Source organism: Mesorhizobium sp. (genome assembly GCF_017306585.1).
In the GTDB taxonomy this organism is placed as follows: domain Bacteria; phylum Pseudomonadota; class Alphaproteobacteria; order Rhizobiales; family Rhizobiaceae; genus Mesorhizobium.
In genome coordinates, this window is record NZ_JAFKIC010000214.1 from 1 (window position 1) to 23882 (window position 23882).

Here is a 23882-nt window from a genome sequence, read left to right on the forward strand (position 1 = left end):
AACGCAAGGGACATCGAGGCGCAGATCGTGGCAAACGTGCGCGAAAAGCCCGTGACGTCGCTGGCCATAGCGGCCGGCGTCGGCTTCCTTTTCGCGCTCATTGCGCGTCGCTAGTTCCACAGAGATGGGACTGCTGGCATCCCTGCTCTCGGGCCTCGCCTCGGGTGAAACCGTGGCGGCGGTGCGCCGCGCGCGCACGGCGGCAATTGTCTACGTGCTTGCCGCGCTGGCGGCGCTGTGCGGCCTCGGCTTCCTGGTCGGGGCAGGGTACATCTGGGCTGCCGCCCGCTATGGGTCGCTGGCGGCCGCGCTCGGTTTCGGCATCGGCTTCCTGGTGATCGCCGGTCTCGTGCTGCTGGTCCATCGCCTGATGTCCGGCGCGCGTGCCCGACGCGAGGCAAGGCGGCGCAACGCCGACATGAAAGCCATCGGCATCACCGCCGCACTCGCCGTGCTGCCGACGCTGCTGAAAGGAAAAGGCGGCCTCGGGGTAATTCTGGGGCCGGCCGTCGCCCTTGCTGCCTACGCGATCTACCGCGAAAACGCGAAGCCCGGCGACCGCAACCACCCGGATGCCGGGGAGGGGCAGTAGCGTTCAGCGGCCCGCGTCACGGGCCGTCGCTTCGGAGATCTTCCAGGGGCATCGATATTTCGGCGAACACGCCTTCCCTGCGGAACTCGTGGGTCACTTCGCTTGAAATGACCTTGGCCAGGCTGCGGCGGATCAGGATCGAGCCGAAGCCGTGCCGTTCGGGCGGGGCAACTTCCGGGCCACCGCTTTCGCGCCAGGTCAGCACCAGGCGCCGGTTGCCCTTCCGGCCCAGCGTCTTCCAGTCGAGATCGACCTTGCCGGACGCAACCGAGAGCGATCCATATTGCAACGCATTGGAAGCCAGTTCGTGCAGGATCAATCCGAGCCCGACGGCCTGGTCGGGCGACAGCAACAGATCGACCCCGGAAATCGTCATGCGAGGCTGCTCGGCGGTGTCAAAAGGCCTGGTCTCGATCTGGACCAGCTCGCGAATGCCGATGCCGCGCCACTCGCGATCGGACAGCAGGCCGTGGGCAATGCCCAGCGCCTGCAGCCGGGCGCTGAAGGCTTCGAGGAATTCGCTCGGCTGGCGGGCATGACGCACGGTCTGCGTGGCAAGCGCCTGGACGGTGGCCAGCGTGTTCTTGACGCGGTGGTTCAACTCGCGAAGCAGGAGCCGCTGGCGTTCGTCGCCCAGCTTGCGTTCCGTTATGTCGTAGTTGACGCCGAAGATCAGCGTCGGCTTGCCGTCGCCATCGCGCTCGATGACGCGGCCGCGCGTCCCCAGCCAGCGCGGCGGGTGGAAGCCGTTCACCCGGTATTCGCCGAAATAGTCGTCGCTGCCGGTCAGCGCATCGCGAAAGCGGGTCTCGGTCTGGTAGACGTCACGCGGATCGATGGCCTTCAGAATGTCGCGCGCGCGCAAGCGGGTCGAACGCGGCAGGTTGAACAGCTCCGACATGCGCACATCGCACTCGATCATGTCGGTGCGGATATCCCAGGCCCAGCTGGCAAGCGACGCGGCGTCGAGCGCGATGGCGCGTCGCTTCTCCTCGCGCACGAGCGCCGCTTCGGCGATGGCGCCGCTGCGGGTCGCGTCCTTCAGGGTGAATAGGCTGGCGGCCAGCGCGGCCAGCGCCTTCAACTGGTCGAGCCTGGCGCCGGACGGATAGGCATGCGGCTTGCGGTCCAGCACGCACAGCGTGCCTATCCTGGCGCCGGCCACGATCATCGGCGCGCCGGTGTAAAAGCGAATATGGTGCTTGCCGGTGACCAGCGGATTGGCCACGAAGCGGGGATCGGTGGTTGCGTCGGCGACCACCATGGGCTCGTCACCGGCGGCAATGGCATGCGCGCAAAAGGAAATGTCCGTCGCGGTCTCGCTTTCGTCGAGGCCGACACAGGACTTGAACCATTGCCGTTTGCTGTCGACAAGGGTGACCAGCGCGATCGGCACCTGCATGGCGGTCGCGGCAAGGCCGGTTATGCGGTCGAAATCCGGATCGGCCGCGGTATCGAGCATCTCCAGCCCGTGCAGCACGGCCAGCCGCTCCTCGGCATTGACCGCGAGCGCAACCCCGGCGGGGAAGCTCGCCCCTATCTCAGCCTTGCTGTTCACCCCAGTCCCCAGATGCCTCTTGCCGTCCTGCGGCTCCGTTCGGCCGTCACCGGCTGCCTCACCCGGAACCATCCTAGCGGGGAACCGTTACCCGACCATGTTTTGTCGATCGCGCCTGGTGGCGCAAAACGAGACAAGGATTTGCCATGACCAAGATCATTCCCGAAAATGAAGCCCGACAGGGGCGCTGGGGCTGGCATGGTCTGCGTATTCTGCTTGCGGCGCTGCTGCTGGCCTTCGTCGCTTGGGGCGTTGCGGAAATTTATGGCGAAGTCGCAAAGTCGCCGACGACGGAACAGGGCACCGGTTCGGGCGGCGGTTGAGCGCTCGGCAAGGTTTCCCATCACGCCGCCTTCGCCCAGGCGGTATGCCTGGGCACCAGCACGTTCAATGCGCCGGGATGAATTTCGATAACCGTCTCGCGGTCGAGATTCGTCAATTCGCCATCGATCACGGCGCGCCATTTCCTGGAGGACTGGATTTTCAGCACCGCCCGGTTGGTCTGGTGGATTTCGACATGTTCGTTGTCGCGCCATTTGCCGCGCGCCATGTTGAAGAAGAACTTCAGCAGTTCGGTGCGTTGCCGCGCCATCGTCACATAGATGCCGAGCACGCCGCCGGCCGGATTGTCGGCAAAGGGCAGGTGGCCCTCGCCGAAGAGGTTGTTGGTGACGCCAATGCCCGTCGTGCGCGCCACGATCTCGGCTTCGCCGACGGTCAGGGTGACGGCCATCGCCGGCGGATTGTTGATGGTGGCCCAGGCAGCCTTGGCGGATGCGCGTATCTTTCCCAGCCTCGACCCGAATTCCATTCGCTGGCGCAACTGCACCATGCGAGCGTGCATGCCGATTGAAAACTGATGGACAAAAGGGCGCCCGTTGGCGGTAGCGATATCGACAGCAGCCACCTCGCCTTCGGCAAAAGACTGCAGGGCCGCGTCCAGCGTCTGCGGGATGCCCAAGCCTCGCGCGAACAGGTTCATCGTTCCCGCAGGAAGAATGGCAAGCGCCTTCTTCTTGCCCATCAGCCGGGCCGCCGCCGCCGAGATCGTGCCATCGCCGCCGCCGGCAAGCACCACGTCGACACCATGTCGGGAAGAGACATTGTCCAACGCCTTGACGATGTCCGACCCGGCGACGACATCGATGTCGACGCTATGACCGCCGTTCTTCAGGGCGAGATGCATTCGATCGCGGAAAGCGTCCAGGTCGGTGGTGCGCAACGTGCCGCCGTCCCGGTTCAGCACCGCTGCAAACTTCATGCCCCGCTCCGAATTCTCAATCAAATCAGGCCGCAATCCAGCCAGCCGGAGGCTGAAACGAAACCGAGCCTGAAAGGTTCCCTCCCATATGGCGAAATTGACGTGCAGGCCCCGTTCGGCGGCGCAACCGAGCCGTGCATACCCAGGTATTTATTCCTCTGTTTTTGTCGGAACAAGGGTCAGGTCACGACGTTGTGAACCTGTAGCGCACGCCGGTCCGGTCTCCGGGCGGAGGTCGAACCACTCACCGGCGCGCATCAAATCACCGACGAGGAGAGAACATCATGATCCGCAATCTGTTGGCCACGACCGCGCTCGCGACACTTATCTTTGCTGGCGCTGCCCACGCTCAGAACGCACCCCAGGCACCGTCGACAGCTCCAGCCGTGGAGGCTCCAGCGGCAAGTGCACCGGTGCCGAAAGCGGAGGGCAGCATCGTTACCAATATTATCGGGGAATCCGTCTACAACGGCACCGGCGACAATGCCGAGAACATCGGCAAGGTCAGCGACGTCGTCTTCGACAAGGACGGTCAGGCCAAGTCGGTGATAATCGGGGTGGGCGGCTTCCTGGGTGTCGGGGCGAAGAATGTCGCGTTCGACTACGACAAGCTGCAGTGGGCGGAGAAGAACGGAGATCGCTGGCTGGTCGCCCAGACCACCAAGGACGAACTAACCGCCCAGCCGGAATTCGACAGCAAGCCCTATGGGCCGGCACCCGCACCTGCGTCGACCGATGCCGCTGCGCCCATGGCGCCTGCGGCGACAGACACCGCGCAGGCTCCCGCAGCCGCGCCGGCCGAACCGGTCAAACGCGCCGACGGCAATCTTGCCACAAACATCGTCGGCAAGACCGTCTACAACGGCACGGGTGACGATGCCCAGAACATCGGCAGCGTCAACGACATCGTGTTGACCAAGGAAGGCAAGGCCGAGTCGCTGGTGATCGGCGTGGGCGGTTTCCTGGGCCTTGGCGCCAAGAACGTCACCTATGCTTTCGACAAGGCGCAGTGGGCCGAGAAGAATGGCGATCGCTGGCTGGTGGCGCAGACGACCAAGGAGGAACTGCAGGCGCAGCCGGATTTCAACCGCAAGGCCTATGATCCAACACCGGCGACCACCGCTTCAAACGAACCGGCGGCAACTGCTCCTGCCGCCGCTCCCACGGCGGATAAGACGGCCGAGGCTCCCGCCGCCACGACGCCGGACGCTCCGGCTCCCGACCAGACGCAGACCGCCGCCATCGACAAGTCGACGCTGACGGCCATGCCGATGGGCGAGATCAGGGCCGATGACCTGAAGGGCACCACCGTCTACGGCGCCAATGACGCGAAGGTCGGAACGATCGGCGATGTCGTGCTGACACCGGACAAGAAGACCGACGCGGTCATCGTGGATGTCGGCGGCTTCCTCGGCATTGGCTCGAAGGAAGTGGCGGTCGGCATGGATAATCTGAAGTTCATGACCGACAAGGACGGCAAGAAGTATCTCTATACGACCTTCACCAAGGAGCAGCTCGAAGCTCAGCCCGCCTATGACAAGGGCAGCTATGCGGAGAAGCGTGACCAGCAGCGGATGATTTTGCGATAGGCAGTAGGCAGTAGGCAGTAGGCAGTAGGCAGTAGGGACTCTCTATTCCCTGCTGCCTATTGTTTTTCCGACATGTCCGGCGACGCCGGTCTCCGTCAGTTCCGCCAGCGCCAGTGACTGGTCGAGATGTTCGGCGCGCCAGGCGAGCAGCCGTTCGGCGAATTCCAGCCGGGTGGAAAGATATGCGGGGCTGGCGGCGAGATTCCTGAGTTCGCCCGGGTCGTTTTCCATATCGAAAAGCAGGGGCGGCAAGCCGCCGCCGAAATGCACGTATTTGAATTTTCTCGTGCGGATGACCGCGAGATTGCACTGTCGTGAGGCAAGGCCGAAGTGCTGCTCGGGTTCGCCGCCCGCGATAGAGCGGAAGTCGAACTCCCAATGCGCGGCGTCGCGCCAGACGGCCGGCGTGCCGCCGCTCAGGAACGGTTTCAGCGAGCAGCCGTCGAGGTGTGGTTCTGGAGCCGCCCCAAGCAGATCGATTAGCGTTGGCAGGATATCGACTGCCTCGGTGAATCGGTCGACGCTGGTGCCGGCGGCCTTGCCATGCCGGGGATCCCTGATGATCAGCGGTATGTGGTAGCTGCCGTCGAAATAGCCGCCCTTGCCCAGCATGAAATGGTCGCCCATCATCTCGGCATGGTCGGAGGTGAGCACGACCACGGTGTCGCCCCAGGCGCCCGATGCCTTGACGGCCTGCCATACCCGGCCGAGTTGCGTGTCGACCTCCGAGATCATGCCGTAATAGATTGCCCTTATGCGGCGGAAATCATCCTCGCTCCAGTCGTACACCTTGCCTTCGGCGCCGACGCGGAACCTCGCGCGCTTATGCTTGCCCAGGTCATAGGCGAGATAGGGGTGGCCCTGCGCTTCGGCCCGCCAGCTTTCAGCACGGTGGAAGGCGGGGCCGTCCGCCGCATCGTAGAGCGTATTGTATGGCTCCGGGACAATGAAGGGCGGATGCGGGCTGATGAAGGAGAGGTGTGCGAACCATGGCGTGGCCTCTTCCTGCTCGCCGAGCCAGCGGATGAATTCACCGGCCAGGAAGGCCGTCGGCGTCTGTTCCTTCGAATAGACGGGCGGTGCTTCGCTCACCGCGCCGCTCGTGCCGTCGACGGGGCGATGGATATCCGGAAAGCCGGCGCCGGTGTCGACGCCCTGCTGCTTCAGCCAGGAGAGCCATTGCTTCTGATGTTCGGGCAGCAACTGGCGCGTGGTGAAGCCAGGCAGCACACCTTCGTAGCTGCGCAGCCGTGGATCGGCAGGGGCAAGCCGGCGCGGATCGAGCGACACGTCGGTATAGCCGAACAGTGTCGGATCGTAGCCCAGCGCTCGGGCCGAGAGCGCGATGTTGCCATGCCGGGCGTCCAGCGGCGTGCCGTTGCGGCAAACGCGATTGTTCATCTGGTAGAGGCCCGTGTAGAGGCAGGCGCGGGCGGGCGAGCAGGGTGCGGCGCCGCCATAGTGGCGCTTGAACAGCACGCCCTCCGCGGCCAGCGCGTCGGCATTCGGCGTCTTCACCACGGGATGGCCGGCCGCGGACAGACAGTCACCGCGCCACTGGTCGCAGGTGATCAGGAGAACGTTCGGACGCCTGGCTTTGCCTGTCACTCGCGATACCTTTCGCTGCATGTTCGAATGCGCTCATGGAACCGATTTCCCGCAACGGCGCAAGACCACCCACGCTAGCCGATTGGTGAACAAATCTCTTCCAATTGTTCACTTTTACAGCACAGTCCATTCTGTGTTTGCCGCCTTTGCCGCGAGCGGAGGTGTCCTCATATTGGCGTGGACAGCGGCGAGGGCCGCACCAACACAAGGGAAGGAGCAAGACCATGCTCGACCAGATCAAGGGCCTGCATCACGTGACCTCCATGGCCGGCGATGCCCGGCGGAACAATGATTTCTACACCCACAAGCTCGGCCTGCGCCGGGTCAAGAAAACAGTCAATTTCGACGCGCCCGATGTCTACCATCTCTATTATGGCGACGAGACCGGCACGCCGGGTTCGGTGATGACCTATTTTCCGTTCCCCAACATCGGCAAGGGCCGGCGCGGGGTCGGCGAGGTCGGCGCGACAGTCTATTCAGTGCCGGAAGGAACGCTTGCCTATTGGGAAAAGCGCTTCGCCGAAGAGGGCGTGACGGATGTCTCGCGCGAGGAGAGCTTTGGTGAGAAGCGGCTCAAATTCGCCGGCCCCGATGGTGACAGCTTCGCGCTCGTCGAGGACAAGGCCGATGGCCGTGCGCCCTGGCTGAAGGGCGGCGTTCCCGCCGACGAAGCGATCCGTGGCTTCCACTCGGTGGCGCTGCGGCTGAAGGATGGCGGCGCCACCGAGGAGCTGTTGAAGTTCATGGGCTACGAGGAAGTCGACAAATCAGGCAATATCAGGCGGCTCGCCGTGAAGAACGGCAATGGCGCCGATGTCGTGGATATCGAATCGCTGCCGACAGCGCCTTTCGCCGATCTCGGCGCCGGTTCGGTCCACCATGTCGCCTTCGCCGTCGAGAACCGTGCCAAACAGCTTGAGGTGCGCAAGGCGTTGATCGATACGGGCTACGGCGTGACGCCGGTGATCGACCGCGACTATTTCTGGGCGATCTACTTCCGTACGCCCGGCGGCGTGCTGTTCGAGGTCGCCACCAACGAGCCCGGCTTCGACCGCGACGAAGACACCGCGCATCTGGGCGAGGCGTTGAAGCTGCCGACGCAGCATCAGCATCTGAGGCCCTATCTCGAGCAGCATCTGCAGAAGCTGGAAGGCTGAGACGATGGACAAGGACGCTTACATCCAAAAGGTGCTGCCCGGTTCGCCGGGCGGTCCCTTGGTCTTCGTCTTCCACGGCACTGGTGGCGACGAGAACCAGCTCGTCTCGCTGGGGCGCGATCTCGTGCCCCAGGCGACCGTCGTCTCGCCGCGCGGCGATGTTTCCGAATACGGCGCCGCGCGCTTCTTCCGCCGCACCGGCGAGGGCGTCTACGACATGGACGACCTTGCGCGGGCGACCGGCAAGATGGCGGGCTTCGTCAAGGCGCATGTCGCGGCGGCCAAACCGTCGGTGGTCTACGGCCTCGGCTATTCCAACGGCGCCAACATACTGGCGTCGCTGGTGTTCGAGGCGCCGGACCTGTTCGACGCCACGGTGCTGATGCATCCGCTGATACCGTTCGAGCCACAGGTGAAGGGCAGCCTCGCCGGCCGTCGCATCCTGCTGACCGCCGGCAGGCGGGACCCGATCTGCCCGCCCAACCTGACCGCGCGGCTCGAAGCCTATTTGCGCGCCGATGGCGCCGATGTCACAGTGGAGTGGCACGAAGGCGGGCACGAGGTGCGGCCAAATGAAATCGAAGCGGCGCGGCGGTTGTTTGCCGGCGCCGTACAAGGAGCCTAACGATGCCTGACCAACTGCCTGAGATCGAACTGGAGGATCGCGGTTCGAAGGGCCGCTATGTGCTGCGCGGACCCGGCGGCGCCGAAGCCGAGATGACCTTCACGAAGATCGGCGAACACCAGCTGATCATCGACCACACCGAAGTGCCCGATGCGTTTCGCGGCCAGGGTGCCGGGCTTCGGCTCGTCACCCGCGCCGTCGAGGACGCACGCGCGGCGGGCAAGAAGATCATCCCGCTTTGCCCGTTCGCCAACGCCCAGTTCCGTCGCCATCCCGAATGGGCCGACGTGTTGAAGCAGTAGCAACGAGCAAGCATCGGTTTGCGGGCGACAGCGGGGGATAAAGGGGAAGTCTCCGCTGCCGGCCGGCATTGTAATTTGCCCCGGCCGCGCATCTTGCCTAGATATGATATATCGCCGCCGACAAACGAACTGAATGATCCCCCGATGACCGAAACCGACCTCGTCCCCGTCTTCGACGGACACAACGATACGCTGCTACGTCTCTATCAGTCGAAGGACAGGGACGTGGAAAAGCTGTTCATCGAGGGGAAGTCGGGCGGCCATATCGACCTGCCGCGCGCGAAGGCCGGCGGCTTCGCTGGCGGCATGTTCGCTATCTTCCCGCCGCCGGTCGAGAAGGCGAGGCGCAGCGCGGTGCCCTCGGCACCCAGCGACAGCGAGCCCTTGCCGCCCGAGGTGCCACGCGCCGATGCGCTCAACTCGACGATCGCAATGGCCTCCATCCTGTTCCGCCTGGAACGGGCAGGCGCACTTGCTGTCTGCCGCAGCGCTGGCGACATCCGCAACGCCATGGCGCAAGGCACGATCGCGGCGGTGTTTCACATCGAGGGCGTCGAGGCGATCGATCCCGAGCTCACCATGCTCGACGTGCTGCATGCCGCCGGCCTGCGCTCTCTCGGCATCGTCTGGAGCCGGCCGAATGCGTTCGGCCATGGCGTGCCGTTCCGCTTTCCCTCCTCGCCCGACACCGGACCCGGGCTGACCGATGCCGGCAAGGCGCTGGTCAAGGCGTGCAACCAGCTGAAGATCATGATCGATCTGTCGCACCTCAACGAGAAGGGTTTTCGCGATGTCGCTGAAATCAGCGATGCGCCGCTGGTCGCCACCCATTCCAACGTTCACGCCATCTGCGGCCATTCGCGCAACCTGACCGACTGGCAGCTCGGCGCCATCCGCGAGTCCGGCGGCATGGTGGGGCTGAACTTCGCCACCGGCTTCCTGCGCGAGGACGGCCGCATGAATGCAGACACCAGCCTCGACCTCATGGTGCGCCATGTCGATTCGTTGCTTCAGGCGCTCGGCGAGGACGGGGTTGGTCTCGGCTCGGATTTCGACGGCGCCATGATCCCGGCCGTCATCGGCGATGTCGCCGGCCTGCCCAAGCTGATCGACGCGCTGGCCGCACGCGGCTTCGGCCGGGCGCTGATTGAAAAGATCGCTTACCGCAACTGGCTCGGCATGCTTGAGCGCACGATCGGCTGATCCGGCCTACGGCTCGTAGCCCATGCGCTTCAGCCAGTCCTTGCCGACGCCGCGGTCGCGGATGATCGGCAACGGGTTTTCTGAATCGAGCCTGGAGCAGATGCGGTAGACCTCCAGCGTCTCGGCGCTCATCTCGTCGCGCCTATAGAAATACATGGCGGCGGCATAGCGTGCGCGGCCCGACCATTTCTCGCCGAGCGGCGTGTTGACCAGTTCCCACTGTTCGGCGGCTTCCGCGTCATCGCCCTGCGTGTTGGCGTCGTCGGCCATGCTCAGAAATCCGCTGGCGGATTGGCGGTGCGGCGGTCGAGCTTGATGAAGGGACGCGCCACCACCTTGGCCCGCTTCATCAGCTTCTGGTACTGCAACTCGCGCATGGCGTAGATCTCGACCCAGAGGTCCTCGACGACAGTATCACCATAGGGCCGTGTCAGCGAGGCGATGGCGATGTTTCGCTTGGCCATCGGCGACCACATGGCGGCGCTGACCAGACCGACTTCCTGATGTTTCTTGTGATAGACGATGGCGTGTTCGGCGGGAATGTTGCCTTCGATCTCCAGCCCGACCAGCACATGGCGCAGCTTGCGCCTGGCGCGCGCTTCCAGAATGGCGCGGCGGCCGTTGAAGTGGCCCTTTTCCAGATCGATCATGAAGCCGAGCCCGATTTCATCGGGCATACGCAAGCGATCCGCGCGGATGGCGTGTTCGGCGGTGGTGAAATCGGCATTGGCCACGATCAGGCCCGCCTCCAGCCGGGCGCGGTTGAGCGCGGTGTAGCCGATGGCCCGGATGCCGCGCAGTTCTCCGGCAGCCATCAGGCGATCCCACAGGCTGAGCGCCTTGTCGGCATGCACGAAGAGCTCGTAGCCGAGATCGCCGGTGAAGCCAGTGCGCGAGATGGTGACGGTTTCGCCATCATGCGGGAAATCGGCAAGGTCGAATATTTTCAGCCGCTCGACGCCGGCGAAGCCGGCATCGCGAAGCACGGCGAACGAAGTCGGCCCCTGCAGTGCCAGACCGGCGACCGCTTCGGTTTCCTCCTCGACGCTCACCTCGTAGCCGATGGCGCTGTCGAGCAGCCAGGGCAGGTGGCGCTCCTGGGAGCACAGGCGGAAGCGCGTCGGTGAGAGCCGGAACAGCGTGCCGTCATCGAGCACGAACCCTTCATCGTCGCACCATGCGGTGTAGTGGACGCGGCCCGGCTTGAGTTTGGTGACATCGCGCAAGGTGACGCGGTCGAGGAAGGCTTCAGCGTCCGGGCCCTCGATCCGGTATTTGGTCATCGGGGAAATGTCGAACAGCGCCGCCTGGCTGCGGATGGCGAAATATTCGAGCTCCTCGTCCCACAGGGAATGCGGAGCGCGGTAGCCGGCCCAATTGTACCAGTCCTGGGTCTTGGCCAGTGCGTCGATGCGCGGCTGGAAAGGCGAGCCTATACGCAGGGTGCGGAAGTGCGACTGAGCGAGGGTGCGTGCGGTGGGTTGATGGTTCATGACAGCGTTCCTGCGCCGTAGAGTGCAGCCTTGGCGAATTGCAACATCCCGTTACCCCTTCATCGCGATGATGCGCCGCGCTGCATTCAGCCCCGGCGCGCCCGAAACGCCGCCACCCGGATGCGAGCCAGCGCCAGCCAGGAACAATCCATCGACCGGGGTGTCGTAGCCGGACCAGCCGGAGACCGGGCGCGAGATCAGCATCTGGTCGGCCTGCAATTCGCCATGGTGCCAGTGGCCTCCCGGCATGCGGTAGCGGGCCTCGATGTCATCAGGCGTCAGCAACTCGGCATGGACGACGCTTCCGCCGATGCCGGGCGCGTAGGATTCGAGCTGCGCCATGACAGCCCTCAGGAATTTCGGCTTGCCGGCGTCCCAGCCCTCTTTCAGCTGATAGGGTGCGTATTGCACCACCGCCGACAGCACGCAGGCGCCATCGGGCGCGAGCGAGGGATCGGCAAGGCTGGGCAGCGTGATCTCCATCACTGGCTCAGACGAGAATTCCCCGTATTTCGATGGATTGAAGGCGCGCTCGACGTGATCGGGTGAGGGGGCAATCACCAGCCGGCCCTTGTGGCCGGCTGCATCGACGCCGGCGAATTGCGGCGGCCGGTCAAGCGCCAGATGGAGCTTGGCGGCGTCGCCCGTCATGCGGATATTTTTCACCTTGCGCACGAAGCCGGTGTCGATCTCGCGCGGCCCGACAAGGTCAAGAAAGGTGGTCGCCGGGTTGATGGCCGAGACGATGGTTCTGGCGCGCAGTTCCTCGCCGCTGTCGAGCACAACACCGACGGCGCGGCCTTTCTCGACAATGACCTTGGCGACCGGAGCGGATGTTCGGATGGCAACGTCGGCCTGTTCCGCGGCGGCGCGGATCGCGGCGACGACCGCGCCCATGCCGCCCTTCGGCAGCATCTGGGCGCCGGCGGCTCCTCCGGTCTCACCGGCCAGCCGGTAGTAGAGGCCGAGCAACGAGGTCGGCGAACGCGGACCGAGATGGCTGCCCAACGTGGCGTCGAAGGCAAGCAGGCCCTTCAGCCTGTCGTCGGTGAGCTGCTCGTCAAGGAGATCGGCGACGTTCATCAGCAGCACGCGCAGGAAGTCGCGCATGTCCTCCTTGCCGAGTTTCTTCAGGGAAAGTGCGGCCTGGCCAAGCGCCGCCGTCTCCAGCATCGACATGCCGGCGAGATCGGGCGGGCGCCGCGACAGGAACGGCTTCAAGATGCCGGCATAGCGCAGCAGTTGCGCGCGCAGGTCCTTCCACGCCGATTGCTCGGATGCGCTGGCGCCGGTCAGCACCTCGCCATAGGCGCCGTGCAGCACAAGCGGTGGGCCGTCCTTGGACAGGGCAACCGACGGCAGGAAGTCCGCACGGGAAAATCGCAGCCCGTGTCTTTCCAACTCCAGCGTCTTCACCACGTCGGGATGCAGGCGGTTCAGCAGATGGGCGACTGACGACACGCGAAAACCCGGCGCGAATTCCTCGGTGCGCGCCGCGCCGCCGAGTTCGGCTCCGGCCTCCAGCACCACGGCCTTGCGGCCGGCCTTGGCCAGCGTGGCGGCGGCGACGAGGCCGTTGTGGCCACCGCCGATGATGATGGCATCAAATGACGTCATGGGCCGGGCTCATATGCTGATAGGACTTGGCGAGGTCGCGCAGGATTTCGGCGGCGGCATTGCGGCCCGGAGCACCCATGACGCCGCCGCCGGGATGGGTCGAGGAGCCGCACATATAAAGCCCGCCGACCGGCGAGCGGTATTGCGCGTAGCCGGGCACCGGGCGGTTGAAGAGCAACTGGTCGAAGGTCAGTTCGCCCTGAAAGATGTTGCCCTCGGTCAGGCCAACCTCGGCCTCGATCTCGCGCGGCGTGCGCACCTCCATGTGGACGATGCGGTCGCGGAAGCCCGGTGAATACTCAGCGATCTGGGCGATTACGCTTTCGGCGAAGCCGTCGCGGTCGGCGTCGGTCCATTCGCGGCCGTTCACCTTGGGCGGTGCATATTGCACGAAGCAGCTCATGAAGTGCTTTCCCGGCGGCGCCATGGTCGGGTCGAGCGTCGTGGGGATGACCATGTCGAGGAACGGGTCGGCCGACCATCGCCCGGCCTTCCAGTCGTCATAGGCGCGCTCCATGCGCTCCATGGAATCGGTGAAATGCATGTCGCCGCGATAGACCGGCGAATCCTTCGGCAGAGCGGGGAATTCCGGCAGCGAATCGAGTGCGATGTTGACCTTGCCGGAGGAGCCGCGGATCTTGAAGTTCCTGACCCGGCGCAGGAAGATGTCGGGCAGTTCCTTCTCCTCCACCAGCTTCAGGAAGGTGCGCTTCACGTCGGCGTTGGAGACCACGAGCTTGCCGTAAATCTCCTCGCCGCCGGCCAGCATCACCCCCCTGGCCTTGCCTCCGCGCACCAGCACGTGGTCGACCTCGGCGCCGGTCCGGATGGTGCCGCCCGAAGCCTTGAAGGAAGCGGCCAGCGCCTTGGTCACCGCGCCCATGCCGCCGCGCGCGTAACCCCAGGCGCCGACCGAGCCGTCGACCTCGCCCATGTAATGATGGAGCAGCACGTAGGCGGTGCCGGGCGACATCGGCCCGAGCGCGGTGCCGATGATGCCCGACAGCGCGAAATTGGCCTTGATGACGTCGGTCTCGAAATATTCATCGAGGAATTCCGAGATCGACATCGTCCAGAAGCGCAGCGTCAGCGCCATCTCCTGCGCCGACAGGCCGGCGAATTTCTTGCCGAGATAGAGCAGTTCGCCGAGATCGCGCGGCTTGAGGCTGGTCGGGTCCGGCGCGGTGCGCATCAGCAGCGGCTGGATGAAGCGGCACTGCCGCGTCACGTCGCGGGCGTAGCGGTCGTAGGCTTCGGCGTCGCGCTTCGAAAAACGCGCGAATTCGCGCCGGTGCGCGTCATGGTCGCGGTAGTTTGCAAGGTAGTCGCCGTCGCGGGTGAATACGGCGCCGCCTTCATAGGAAATGACCTGCAGGCCGAAGCGCGGCAGTTCGAGATCGCGCATGATTTCGGGACGGAACAGCGAGCAGACATAGGAGCAATTGGAGTAGAGGAAGCCCGGCGTCAGCTCACGGCTGGTGGCCGCGCCGCCAACCCATCCATTCTTCTCGACCACCAGCACGTCGAGCCCGGCGCGCTGCAGGTAGCAGGCGTTGACAAGGCCATTGTGGCCGCCGCCGATTATGATCGCGTCCCAAGCTTTCATTATGGCCCAGCTCTCCCTCTTTTGCGCAATTCCCGAGGGCAAGAGCTGTGCGTTTTTCCCAGGGAAAACCGCACACGCCTTTTCCGGAATTGCTTAGGCGACCCGCTGTTCATTTTTGCGTGATCTGTTCCCGAATACCCGGAATTTGGCACGATATCGGCCATTCTGTCCAGCCATTCTGAATGAATGTTCAACAAATGATGTTGCGTTTTCCCTGTTATGGGGTACGCTTTGCCGGCGTTCGAAATGAGCATTCGTCGATTGGGGATCGAGGGCTGATGATCGAAACGGCAGATGCCGAGCCGGAGTATGACGACACCGCAATCCGCTTTCTCGAGGCGTTGTGGGGCGAAGGCTACCTGTCACCGGGAGGGCCGGACGAGGTCGACCGGGTGGTCGAAGGACTTTCGCTGGCCGGCAAGACCATTCTCGACATAGGCTGCGGCGCCGGCGGCATCACCCTGCATCTGGTGGAGCGCCACCATGCCGCGCACGCCACCGGCTTCGATGTCGAATGGCCTGTCATCGAGACGGCGCGGCGGCGTGCGGCCGCGCGCAACCTCGGCGACCGTGCGCGCTTCATCCAGGCGGCTCCGGGCCCGCTGCCTTTCGCCGACGGCGCCTTCGATATCGTCTTTTCCAAGGATGCGCTGCTGCACGTGCTCGACAAGGACGCGCTGTTCGCCGAGATCTTTCGCGTGCTCAGGCCCGGCGGCGTTTTTACCGCCTCCAACTGGATGATCTCGCATGACGGCGAACCATCGCCTCAGATGAGGGCGTATATCGCCGCTGAGGGGTTGTCTTTCTCCATGGCATCGCCGTCCCGCTATGCCGAGGCGATGCGCGCGGCGGGCTTTGCCGACGTTGCCGTCAGGGATCGCAATCCATGGTATCGCGAGGTCGCGCGCGGCGAGCTGGAAAGGCTGAAGGGGCCGCTCTACGCCAAGGTCGCGGCGGCGGTCGGCGGCGCCTATGTCGACAAGAACATCCGAACCTGGGAAGCCATGCAGAAGGTGCTTGACAGTGGCGAGCACCGTCCCACTCATCTTCGCGGGTGGAAGCCGGATGCAAAGGGATAGCCGGCTATGCTGGAGGCCATCACACGCATGAAGACGGCAGATGCCAGGGACGCCCTGCTTGAACCGGCCGGGAAAGCCGAATCCGAAAAGCGCGGCCGCAAGGCCTCGAAGGAGGTCAGGCAGCTCCAACTCATCGAGGCGACGATCGATTCGCTCGCCAAGCGCGGCTATTCGGAAACGACCATGGCGGACGTCGCCGACGGCGCCGGGCTGTCGCGCGGCATCGTCAATTTCCACTTCGAGAGCAAGGAAAAGCTGCTCGTCGCCACGCTGCAGCACATGTACGACGAATATTCCGCGCATTGGCGCAACGCGCTCCAGAAAGCCGGCGATGATCCCGCCCGACAGCTCCAGGCGCTGGTCGCCGCCGACTTCGATCGCTCGATCTGCAACAAGCGCAAGCTCGCCGCCTGGTGCGCGTTCTGGGGCGAGGCGAAGTCGCGGCCGACCTACCAGGCGCTGAGCAGCGCGCGCGACGTGGTCTATCAGGACATCTTCATCGAGCTTTGCGCGGCGCTCAAGCAGAGCGGCGGTTACGCCTACGAGCCGCAGGTCATGGCGCTTGCGCTCAGCGCCATGCTGGAAGGCCTGTGGCTGCGGCTGATGATGGGAACCGAGGACACGACTCGCGAGAGCGCCTTGCAGGCCGCAAATGAATTCCTATCGGCTGCCTTCCCGAAACACTACCCGGCAAGGATCGCCGCCCCCGCGAAATCGCAGGAAAAGACAAAATCATAAAAACCGGAACACCACAGAGGATGGAACAGCAATGAAGACAATCACTAGACGACTGACCTTGACCCTGGCGCTGGCCGGGACACTGGCGGCCTCCGCCGCCGCCCTGGCGATCGCCGCCGACAAGGACCTGATCGTGTTCGACTGGTCCGGTTATGAGGACCCGAGCTTCCATCCGAAATATGTCGAGAAGAACGGCGATTCGCCGACCTTCGCCTTCTTCGGCGACGAGGACGAGGCGTTCGAGAAAGTGCGCTCGGGCTTCAAGGCCGATCTCGGACATCCCTGTTCCCAAAGCGTGGTGAAGTGGCGAGAGGCGGGCCTGCTGCAACCGCTCGACACTTCCAAGATCACCGGCTGGAAAGACCTCAACCCCGGCATTATGGCGATGAAGAACCTTGCCACTACCGATGACGGCAAGGCCTGGTTCATGCCCTGGGACTGGGGTAACACGCAGCTCACCTACAATTCCTCCAAGATCGACGAGAAGGACGTGCAGTCGCTGAAGGCGTTCGCCGATCCGAAGTTCAAGGGCAGGGTGTCGATCGGCGACAATGTCGACGATGCCTATGCGCTGGCGGCGCTGGCTATCGGTCTGAAGGACTGGACCAAGATGACGGACGACCAGTTCAAGCAGGCGTCCGACTTCCTGCGTCAGGTGCACAAGAACGTGCGCTCCTACTGGACCGACACCACCGACATCGTCCAGCTGCTCTCCGGCGGCGAGGTCGACCTTGCCTGGGCCTGGAACGACGCCACCGTCCAGTCCGTCAAGGCGGGCGTGCCAATCAAGTCCAAGAAGGACACGGCGGAAGGCATCTCGACCTGGGTGTGCGGCTACGTGCTGTTCAAGGACGCGCCCGGCAATGTCGACAAGGCCTATGACTATCTGAATGCAATCAATGATCCCGAGACCGCCAAGGTGCTGGTCAAGGACTGGGGCTACGGCCAGGCCAATGCCAAGGGCATGGCCGGCGTCGACCAGGCGATCCTCAAGGAAAAGGGTTATGACGACGTGCAGAAATTCGTCGACAAGACACTGTTCCAGTCGCCGTTGCCATCCGATCTCAAGCTCAAGATGATCGCCGAGTTCGAGAAGATCAAGGCGGGTTACTGAGCCTCCGCCCGCGAGCCCGTCCGTGCCTTCGGATGGGCTCGCCAAAGCGCTTGAATTTGCCTAACCTCGCATTCGATATGTTTCGCGATGGGGGAGTTTTCGCGCCATGAATTCCATGCTTCGCCGTCTTGCCGTCGCCGCCACCTGCATCATAGGTGCCGGCGCGGCCTATGCCTGGGCGGAAGGTGGCGGCGACCTCGTCGTGTTCGACTGGTCCGGCTACGAGGATCCGCTGCTGCATCCCGCCTACACCGCCAAACATGGCGCCGAGCCGACCTTCGCCTTCTTCGGCGACGAGGACGAGGCCTTCGAGAAGATGCGGGCGGGCTTCAAGGCCGACATCGCGCATCCCTGTTCGCAGAGCGTGTCGAAATGGCGCGACGCCGGCATGCTGCAACCGCTCGACACCAGCCGCATCGCCGGCTGGAAAGACCTCAATCCCGGCATCATGGCGATGAAGAACCTCACCACGACCGAGGACGGCAAAGCCTGGTTCATGCCATTCGACTGGGGCAACACGGCGCTGCTTTACCGCACGGACAATGTGACGGCCGACGAGGCGAAATCGCTTAGGATCCTGGCCGATCCGAAGTTCAAGGGCCGCGTCACAATCGGCGACAATGTCGACGACGCCTATGCGCTGGCGAGCCTGGTCATCGGCCTCAAGGACTGGACCAAGATGACTGACGCGCAATTCAAGGAAGCGTCCGATTTCCTGCGCCAGGTGCATAAGAATGTCCGCCTCTACTGGACCGACTCCAGCGACATCGACCAGGCCTTCTCCGGCAATGAAGTCGACCTCGCCTGGGGATGGGGCCAGACCTTGATTGCCATGAGCGGCCAGGGCGTTCCTGTCGCCATGAACCGCGACACCAAGGAAGGAATGTCGACCTGGGTGTGCGGCTACGTGCTGATGAAGGATGCGCCCGGCAAGCTCGACCAGGCCTATGATTTCCTGAGTGCGGTCAATGCGCCCGATATCTCGAAATACATGGTCACGACCTTCGGCTATGGCCACGGCAACAGCGCCGGCATGGCGGCGATCGACCACAAGGTGCTGGCCGATCGCGGCTTCGACGACATCGACAAGTTCCTCGACAAGACGCTGTTCCAGCAGCCGGTGGCGCCGGAGTTGAAGAAGCGGATGGTCGACGAGTTCGAGAAGATCAAGGCCGGCTATTGAACGACAGGACCGAGAAAACCACCGTCGTCATCGTCGGCGCCGGTTTCACCGGCCTGTCGGCCGCGCTCGAGCTGAAGCAGGCCGGGATCGATTTCCTTGTCCTGGAGACGCGCGACCGTGTCGGTGGGCGTGTGGAAGCCGTGCGCAACGGGCTGGGCGAGCTCATCGACAGCGGCGGGCAGTACCTGTGCCAGGACATGCCGGAGCTGATGGCGCTCGCCAAGGCGCGCGGCAAGACTTTCGCCGAGACCTATGTCGAAGGCGAATTCATCACCCATCCAGGCATGTCGCCCGCGCGGGCCGAGCGGACCTACCAGGCCTCGATGGCGATCCGCGAGCGCATGAACAGCATCGATCCGGGCGATCCGTCGATTGCCGGCATGAGTGTTGCGGCCTGGCTTGAGCGCCAGCAGGACGATGCCGATTCCAAGGCGGCTTTTCGGTCACTCGTCGAGGGGTTGTGGTGCCTGGCGGCGGACAAGGTGCCGCTGTGGTATCTGATCGACAACGATCGCCGCATCACCAACGAGGTGTTCGAGCTGCAATATTTCCTGCGCGATACCATGCAGTCCCTGGCGGATGAACTGGCGGTCGATCTAGGAGACCGGCTGCGGCTGAACGAGCCGGTCACCAACGTTGAGCGCGGACCGCATGGCGTTCGCGTCGCCACCGCCAAGGGCGTTGTCGAGGCGCGGCAAATGCTTGTCGCCTTGCCGCCCGCGACGGCGGCCAGGCTCGCTTTCACGCCGGGTCTGCCGGCGCCTTTGGCAAAGGCGCTCGCCGTCTGGGAAAGCGGCGCGGTGATCAAGATCCTGGTGCGCTATTCCAAGCCGTTCTGGCGCGAGCGGAATCTCTGCGGCATGGTGATGTGGCGTGATCTGCCGGGCCTGTTTGCCTGCGATGCCAGCAAGGATATCGACCATCCGGCGCTCGTGGTCTTCGTGGGTGGGCCGTTGGCGTTGCGCTGGCACGAGCTTGGCGAGGCGGTGCTGCGCGCCGAGGTGTTGGCGAGGCTCGGCGATGCACTCGGCCCCGATGCGGTCGACATCGTCGATTTCAGCGCGCGGGACTGGACGCATGATCGCTGGAGCGGCGGTGCCTACAGCGACCTCATCATAGACGTGACGGCCCGGGATGCCGAGCGGACCATTCTCGCCGGCGCGCCGCCCGTGCATTTCGCCTCATCCGAACTGTCGCCGTCCTTTCCGGGATATGTCGAGGGCGCGATCGTCGCCGGGCGCGCCGCGGCGCGCAAGATCATCGGCGATGTTCAGTCCGCCATCGCCACCAAGGCTTCCGGATCGTAGGCAAGGCGGATCGAAGTGCCGACGGGGATGTCGTCGGCGCCGAAATCATTGGTCTCGGTCACCGACAGCGGCTTTTCCAGGCCGGGGATTTCGACGATGAGATGCGTGATCTCGCCGAAATAATGGCGCTCGACCACCTTGCCGGCCACCTCGAATTTCGCCGTTGCATTGTCCCACAGGACGCGAAGCCGCTCGGGCCGGATGCCCAGCGTGGCGCCGCCGCCATTGCGCACGAAAGCCTTGGGCTTGTCGGTCCTGACGCGGCCGAAGCCAAGCGTGTCGACGACCAGCGAGGCGCCGTTCTCCTCGACAATCTCGGCCTTGACGAAGTTCATGCCGCCGAGGAAATCGGCGACCTGTCGGTTGACCGGCCGCTGGTAGATCTCCTTGGGCGAGGCAACCTGCGCGATCCTGCCGCCGAACATCACGGCGATGCGGTCGGACATAGCTAGCGCCTCATACTGGTCATGGGTGACCAGAACGAAGGTGATGCCGACCGCCTGCTGCAGTCGGCGCAGTTCCACCTGCATCTGCTCGCGCAGCTTCTTGTCGAGCGCCGACAGCGGTTCGTCGAGCAGCAGCACCTTGGGCCGCATCACCAGGGCGCGGGCGAGCGCCACGCGCTGCCGCTGGCCGCCCGAGAGTTCGGTTGCCCGACGCTTGCCAAGACCGTTGAGCGAGACCTGGGCCAGCGCCTCCTCGACGCGGCGCTTTTCCTCCGCTCCTTGAAGCTTCAGCCGTTTCAGCCCGTAGGCGACGTTCTGCTCGACATTGAGATGCGGGAAGATCGCATAGCTCTGGAACACCATGTTGGTCGGCCGGCGGTTGGCCGGAATGCCCTCCATCGACTGGCCACCAACTGAGATCGAGCCGCTGGTCGGATTGTCGAAGCCGGCGATCATGCGCAAAAGCGTGGTCTTGCCGCAGCCGGAGGGTCCAAGCAGGGAGAAGAACTCGCCTTCCCGTATGGTCAGGGAGGCATCGTCCAGTGCCTTGAACGCACCGTAGCTGCGGGTAACGTCGCGGATTTCGATCATCGGCTTTTCGGATTGCGGCCGTTCCGGGTGGGGGCGCTCGATCCGCGGCTGGTCAGGCATAGAGGCCTCCCTCGTTCTGGGTGCGTCTGGCCGCGCGGCGACGCAGGATTTCGGCGATTGTCATCAAAAGGAAGGAGGCGACCAGAAGCAGCGTGCCGAGCGCCAGAACGCCGGGCAGTTTCGACGCGAAACGCAACTGGCCCCAGATGTAGATCGGCAACGTCGCCTCGGTTCCGGTCAGGAAGAAGGCGATGATGAACTCATCCAGCGAGATGGTGAAGCAGACGAGCAGGCTGGAAATGATGGCCGGCGCCACCATCGGCAGCGTCACCCGCCGGAAGGTGCCGAAGGCGCTCTCGCCGAGATCGGCCGAGGCTTCCTCGAGGCTGCGGTCGAACCCCTCGAAGCCTGAGGTCAGCACCGTCATGGAATAGGGGATGCAGACCAGCACGTGGCCGAGCACGACGGTGAACAGAGACAGGCTCAGACCTAGTTGCAACATCACCAGCAGCATGGAGATGGCGACAATCACCTCGGGCAGCACCAGCGGCGCCATGATCAGTCCATTGATGGCGCGGCGGCCGGGATAGCGGTAGCGGGTGATCGAACGGGCGGCGAGGATGCCGAGCACGGTGGAAAGAACCGAGGCCGAGATGCCGACGATCAGGCTGTTCCAGGCAGCGTCGAGCAGCGCCGGCGTGCGCGGCAGGTCTTCGTACCATTGCAGCGTGTAGCCGGTGAGCGGGAATTTCGGGGTGGGCGCGGTGTTGATCGAGAAGATCGGCAGGAAGATGACGGGCAGATAGAGAAAGACGATATAGAGGAACGCGTAGACGGACAGCCAGCCGCCCGGCAGGAAGCGAGACCGAGCCCTCATCGCGCCATCCTCTGCAGCGTGCGGATGATCAGCACCGTGGCGCCTGCCATCAGCGAGACGATGACCATGGTGGTGACGGAAAGGGCGGCGCCCAGCGGCCAGTTGGCCGCCTTGCCGAACTGCGCCTGGATGGCGTTGGCGATCATGACGCCGTCCTTGCCGCCGACGAGTTTGGGCGTGACATAGTCGCCCACCGTCGGGATCATGACGATCAGCGCCGCCGAAATGATGCCCGGCGCCGACAGCGGCAGGGTCACGCGCAGGAACGAACGCAGGGGGCCATCGCCAAGATCGGTGGCCGCTTCGACCAGCGTGCGGTCGACTTTTTCCAGGGAGACGAAAATCGGCAGGATGGCGAAGGCGGCCCAGGCATGGGTGAGCGTGATGATGACGGCGCTGGAATTGTAGAGCAGCGCCGTGGACGGCTCGTCGATGAGGCCGAGGCCCATCAGACCCGAATTGAGCACGCCATTGTATCCGAGGATGACCTTCCACGACATGACGCGCAGGAGATAGCTGGTCCAGAAAGGGATGGTGATGAGGAACAGCCATAGGCTCTTGTGACGGCCGCCATGGAAGGAAATGAAGTAGGCGATCGGATAGGCCAGGATCACCGTGAACAGGCTGACCGTCAGCGAAATGTAGAGCGAGCGCCACAGGAGATCGCGGTAGATCGGCTCGGTCAGCGCGATGCGGTAGTTCTCCAGCGTGAACGTGCGGTCGATGGTCAGGTAGTGCTGCGTCCAGAAGGAATGGGCGATGACCACCAGGATCGGCAGGACAAGCAGGATGAGTGCATAGAGGAAGGTGGGGCTGATCAGGGCGAAGCCCTGCACCGGCTCGGATTGCAGAAGGGCATTTCGTCTGGCCCGCGTCATGCGCAACGGGGCCGACCCTTCCGCCGCCGCCGTCATTGGCAAGCTTCCGGCGGCAACGTCCCGGGCGTGGTCTCGGTTGCTGGGCTGGACTGTTCCGCCATGCGTCTTCCCATTGTGCTGGCGCCGGCTGTTCGTTCCCACATTATGATCGGGGCGCGGTCGGACGCAAAACCGGTGACCATTCTGCTGATCGCTCCCCTAGCTTGCCGGCTTTCTTTCATCATGAGCGCATCCAACGATTGAAATCAAGCGCTATTTCTGTAATATTGATTGAACGGACATTCAAAATGGTGTGAAGAAAGCCACCATTTCCGGCCTTTGATGCTGGGTTCCATGTCCGGGAAAAATTCTACGGGATGGTATGGAGGCGATAATGGCGGCAGTCAGGGATCTCAAGGCGACGGAAATGGCTCCTTCCGGAGGCGACGATGCCATTGAACTGGGCAAGCGCCATCTCATCCAGCCCTGGCCTTATGCCGGTTCGGTCGGGGCCGAAGCACGCGCGCTCATCGGTGAAGGCGACGGCATCTACATCACCGACCACACCGGCAAGCGGCTGATCGATGGCCCCGCCGGCATGTGGTGCGTCAATGTCGGGCACCGCCGCGAGGAACTCGCCCGGGTGATGTACGACCAGGCCATGGCGCTGTCCTACAACACGCCCTGGTACACGATGAACACGCCGTCGGCGGAGCTTGCCGAGCGCATCGCCGGCCATGCACCGGGCGATCTCAGCCATGTCTTCTACACCACGGGCGGTTCCTCGGCCGTCGAAACGGCGCTGCGCTTCATGCAGTTCTACAACAATGTGCGCGGCCGGCCCGAGAAGAAGCTGATGCTGAGCCGCGGCGGCGCCTATCACGGCTCGACCTATCTGTCGGCCTCGCTCAACGGCCGTCCGCGCGACCGTGACTGGATGGACGGCGCCGATGAACTGGTGGTGAAGCTCGCCTCACCCGATCCGTTCCGCCGGCCAAAGGGCATGAGCATCGCCGCCTTCACCGATTTCCTGGTCGATCAGTTCCGCGACACGGTCGAGCGTGTCGGCGCCGACAGGA

At 64.0% G+C, this 23882-nt stretch carries 23 protein-coding genes; 13 read left to right on the forward strand and 10 right to left on the reverse strand.

Features of this window, described 5'->3' with window-relative positions:
* Positions 1-124: 124 nt before the first annotated feature.
* Positions 125-592, forward strand: a complete 468-nt coding sequence (locus J0I79_RS26290) for a hypothetical protein (protein ID WP_292866285.1) — start codon at positions 125-127, stop codon at positions 590-592.
* 16 nt (positions 593-608) lie between these two features.
* On the opposite strand, the gene J0I79_RS26295 is transcribed toward J0I79_RS26290, so the two are convergent.
* Positions 609-2150, reverse strand: a complete 1542-nt coding sequence (locus J0I79_RS26295) for an HWE histidine kinase domain-containing protein (RefSeq protein ID WP_292866288.1) — start codon at positions 2148-2150, stop codon at positions 609-611.
* 146 nt (positions 2151-2296) lie between these two features.
* Between J0I79_RS26295 and J0I79_RS26300 the strand changes: the two genes are divergently transcribed.
* Positions 2297-2473 (forward strand): hypothetical protein, encoded by a 177-nt coding sequence (locus J0I79_RS26300; RefSeq protein WP_292866291.1) that lies wholly within the window; start codon positions 2297-2299, stop codon positions 2471-2473.
* Between the two features lie 20 nt (positions 2474-2493).
* Here the strand turns inward: J0I79_RS26300 and J0I79_RS26305 are convergent, their stop codons facing one another.
* Positions 2494-3411, reverse strand: coding sequence for a diacylglycerol kinase family protein (locus J0I79_RS26305; RefSeq protein WP_292866294.1), 918 nt, complete (start codon positions 3409-3411; stop codon positions 2494-2496).
* A gap of 284 nt (positions 3412-3695) precedes the next feature.
* Here J0I79_RS26305 and J0I79_RS26310 point away from each other — a divergent pair, with 284 nt between their 5' ends.
* Positions 3696-5000, forward strand: coding sequence for a PRC-barrel domain-containing protein (locus tag J0I79_RS26310; protein ID WP_292866297.1), 1305 nt, complete (start codon positions 3696-3698; stop codon positions 4998-5000).
* Between the two features lie 42 nt (positions 5001-5042).
* Here J0I79_RS26310 and J0I79_RS26315 read toward each other — a convergent pair whose 3' ends face one another.
* Positions 5043-6608 carry an alkaline phosphatase family protein gene (locus J0I79_RS26315; RefSeq protein ID WP_292866300.1) on the reverse strand — a complete coding sequence of 522 codons (1566 nt, stop codon included), beginning with the start codon at positions 6606-6608 and terminating at the stop codon, positions 5043-5045.
* A gap of 224 nt (positions 6609-6832) precedes the next feature.
* On the opposite strand from J0I79_RS26315, the gene J0I79_RS26320 reads away from it, so the two are divergent.
* The 4 genes from J0I79_RS26320 to J0I79_RS26335 all read left to right on the forward strand — a co-directional run bounded on the left by J0I79_RS26320 (position 6833) and on the right by J0I79_RS26335 (position 9895).
* On the forward strand, positions 6833-7765 hold the full coding sequence (locus J0I79_RS26320) for a VOC family protein (RefSeq protein ID WP_292866303.1): 933 nt from the start codon (positions 6833-6835) through the stop codon (positions 7763-7765).
* A gap of 4 nt (positions 7766-7769) precedes the next feature.
* The gene (locus J0I79_RS26325; protein ID WP_292866306.1) at positions 7770-8390 is read left to right on the forward strand and encodes an alpha/beta hydrolase; all 621 of its coding nucleotides are present in this window, start codon (positions 7770-7772) and stop codon (positions 8388-8390) included.
* A gap of 2 nt (positions 8391-8392) precedes the next feature.
* Positions 8393-8692, forward strand: a complete 300-nt coding sequence (locus J0I79_RS26330) for a GNAT family N-acetyltransferase (protein ID WP_140708095.1) — start codon at positions 8393-8395, stop codon at positions 8690-8692.
* Between the two features lie 144 nt (positions 8693-8836).
* Complete coding sequence (locus tag J0I79_RS26335; RefSeq protein ID WP_292866314.1) at positions 8837-9895, forward strand: dipeptidase; 1059 nt, start codon at positions 8837-8839, stop codon at positions 9893-9895.
* Positions 9896-9901: 6 nt separating this feature from the next.
* Here J0I79_RS26335 and J0I79_RS26340 read toward each other — a convergent pair whose 3' ends face one another.
* Genes J0I79_RS26340 through J0I79_RS26355 form a run of 4 tightly spaced genes read right to left on the reverse strand, consistent with a single transcriptional unit; the run spans position 9902 to position 14611 of the window.
* Entirely contained in the window at positions 9902-10165 is a 264-nt protein-coding gene (locus J0I79_RS26340; RefSeq protein WP_292866317.1) for a hypothetical protein, read from the reverse strand.
* A gap of 2 nt (positions 10166-10167) precedes the next feature.
* Positions 10168-11388, reverse strand: a complete 1221-nt coding sequence (locus tag J0I79_RS26345; protein ID WP_292866320.1) for an aminomethyltransferase family protein — start codon at positions 11386-11388, stop codon at positions 10168-10170.
* Positions 11389-11439: 51 nt separating this feature from the next.
* The gene (locus tag J0I79_RS26350) at positions 11440-13005 is read right to left on the reverse strand and encodes an NAD(P)/FAD-dependent oxidoreductase (protein WP_292866323.1); all 1566 of its coding nucleotides are present in this window, start codon (positions 13003-13005) and stop codon (positions 11440-11442) included.
* On the reverse strand, positions 12992-14611 hold the full coding sequence (locus J0I79_RS26355) for an NAD(P)/FAD-dependent oxidoreductase (protein WP_292866326.1): 1620 nt from the start codon (positions 14609-14611) through the stop codon (positions 12992-12994). Before J0I79_RS26355 ends, J0I79_RS26350 begins: the two co-directional genes overlap by 14 nt.
* Before the next feature lie 278 nt (positions 14612-14889).
* Here J0I79_RS26355 and J0I79_RS26360 point away from each other — a divergent pair, with 278 nt between their 5' ends.
* The 5 genes from J0I79_RS26360 (at position 14890) to J0I79_RS26380 (ending at position 20032) form a co-directional block, all read left to right on the forward strand.
* A complete protein-coding gene (locus tag J0I79_RS26360; RefSeq protein ID WP_292866329.1) occupies positions 14890-15690 on the forward strand; it encodes a methyltransferase domain-containing protein in 801 nt (266 codons plus the stop codon).
* A gap of 27 nt (positions 15691-15717) precedes the next feature.
* A complete protein-coding gene (gene betI / locus J0I79_RS26365; protein ID WP_292866332.1) occupies positions 15718-16428 on the forward strand; it encodes a transcriptional regulator BetI in 711 nt (236 codons plus the stop codon).
* 31 nt (positions 16429-16459) lie between these two features.
* Complete coding sequence (locus J0I79_RS26370; protein WP_292866335.1) at positions 16460-17542, forward strand: ABC transporter substrate-binding protein; 1083 nt, start codon at positions 16460-16462, stop codon at positions 17540-17542.
* 106 nt (positions 17543-17648) lie between these two features.
* Positions 17649-18725 (forward strand): extracellular solute-binding protein, encoded by a 1077-nt coding sequence (locus J0I79_RS26375; protein ID WP_292866338.1) that lies wholly within the window; start codon positions 17649-17651, stop codon positions 18723-18725.
* Entirely contained in the window at positions 18722-20032 is a 1311-nt protein-coding gene (locus tag J0I79_RS26380) for a flavin monoamine oxidase family protein (protein WP_292866341.1), read from the forward strand. Before J0I79_RS26375 ends, J0I79_RS26380 begins: the two co-directional genes overlap by 4 nt.
* Here J0I79_RS26380 and J0I79_RS26385 read toward each other — a convergent pair.
* The 3 genes from J0I79_RS26385 to J0I79_RS26395 are packed head-to-tail and all read right to left on the reverse strand — an operon-like array spanning position 19996 to position 22860.
* On the reverse strand, positions 19996-21069 hold the full coding sequence (locus tag J0I79_RS26385; protein ID WP_292866353.1) for an ABC transporter ATP-binding protein: 1074 nt from the start codon (positions 21067-21069) through the stop codon (positions 19996-19998). The genes J0I79_RS26380 and J0I79_RS26385 overlap by 37 nt on opposite strands.
* A 52-nt stretch (positions 21070-21121) precedes the next feature.
* On the reverse strand, positions 21122-21946 hold the full coding sequence (locus J0I79_RS26390; RefSeq protein ID WP_292866344.1) for an ABC transporter permease: 825 nt from the start codon (positions 21944-21946) through the stop codon (positions 21122-21124).
* Complete coding sequence (locus J0I79_RS26395) at positions 21943-22860, reverse strand: ABC transporter permease (protein WP_292866347.1); 918 nt, start codon at positions 22858-22860, stop codon at positions 21943-21945. The genes J0I79_RS26390 and J0I79_RS26395 overlap by 4 nt, the downstream gene beginning before the upstream one ends.
* Positions 22861-23197: 337 nt before the next feature.
* On the opposite strand from J0I79_RS26395, the gene J0I79_RS26400 reads away from it, so the two are divergent.
* Positions 23198-23882 (forward strand): aminotransferase class III-fold pyridoxal phosphate-dependent enzyme (locus tag J0I79_RS26400; protein ID WP_292866350.1); only part of this gene is annotated, 685 nt, incomplete at its 3' end.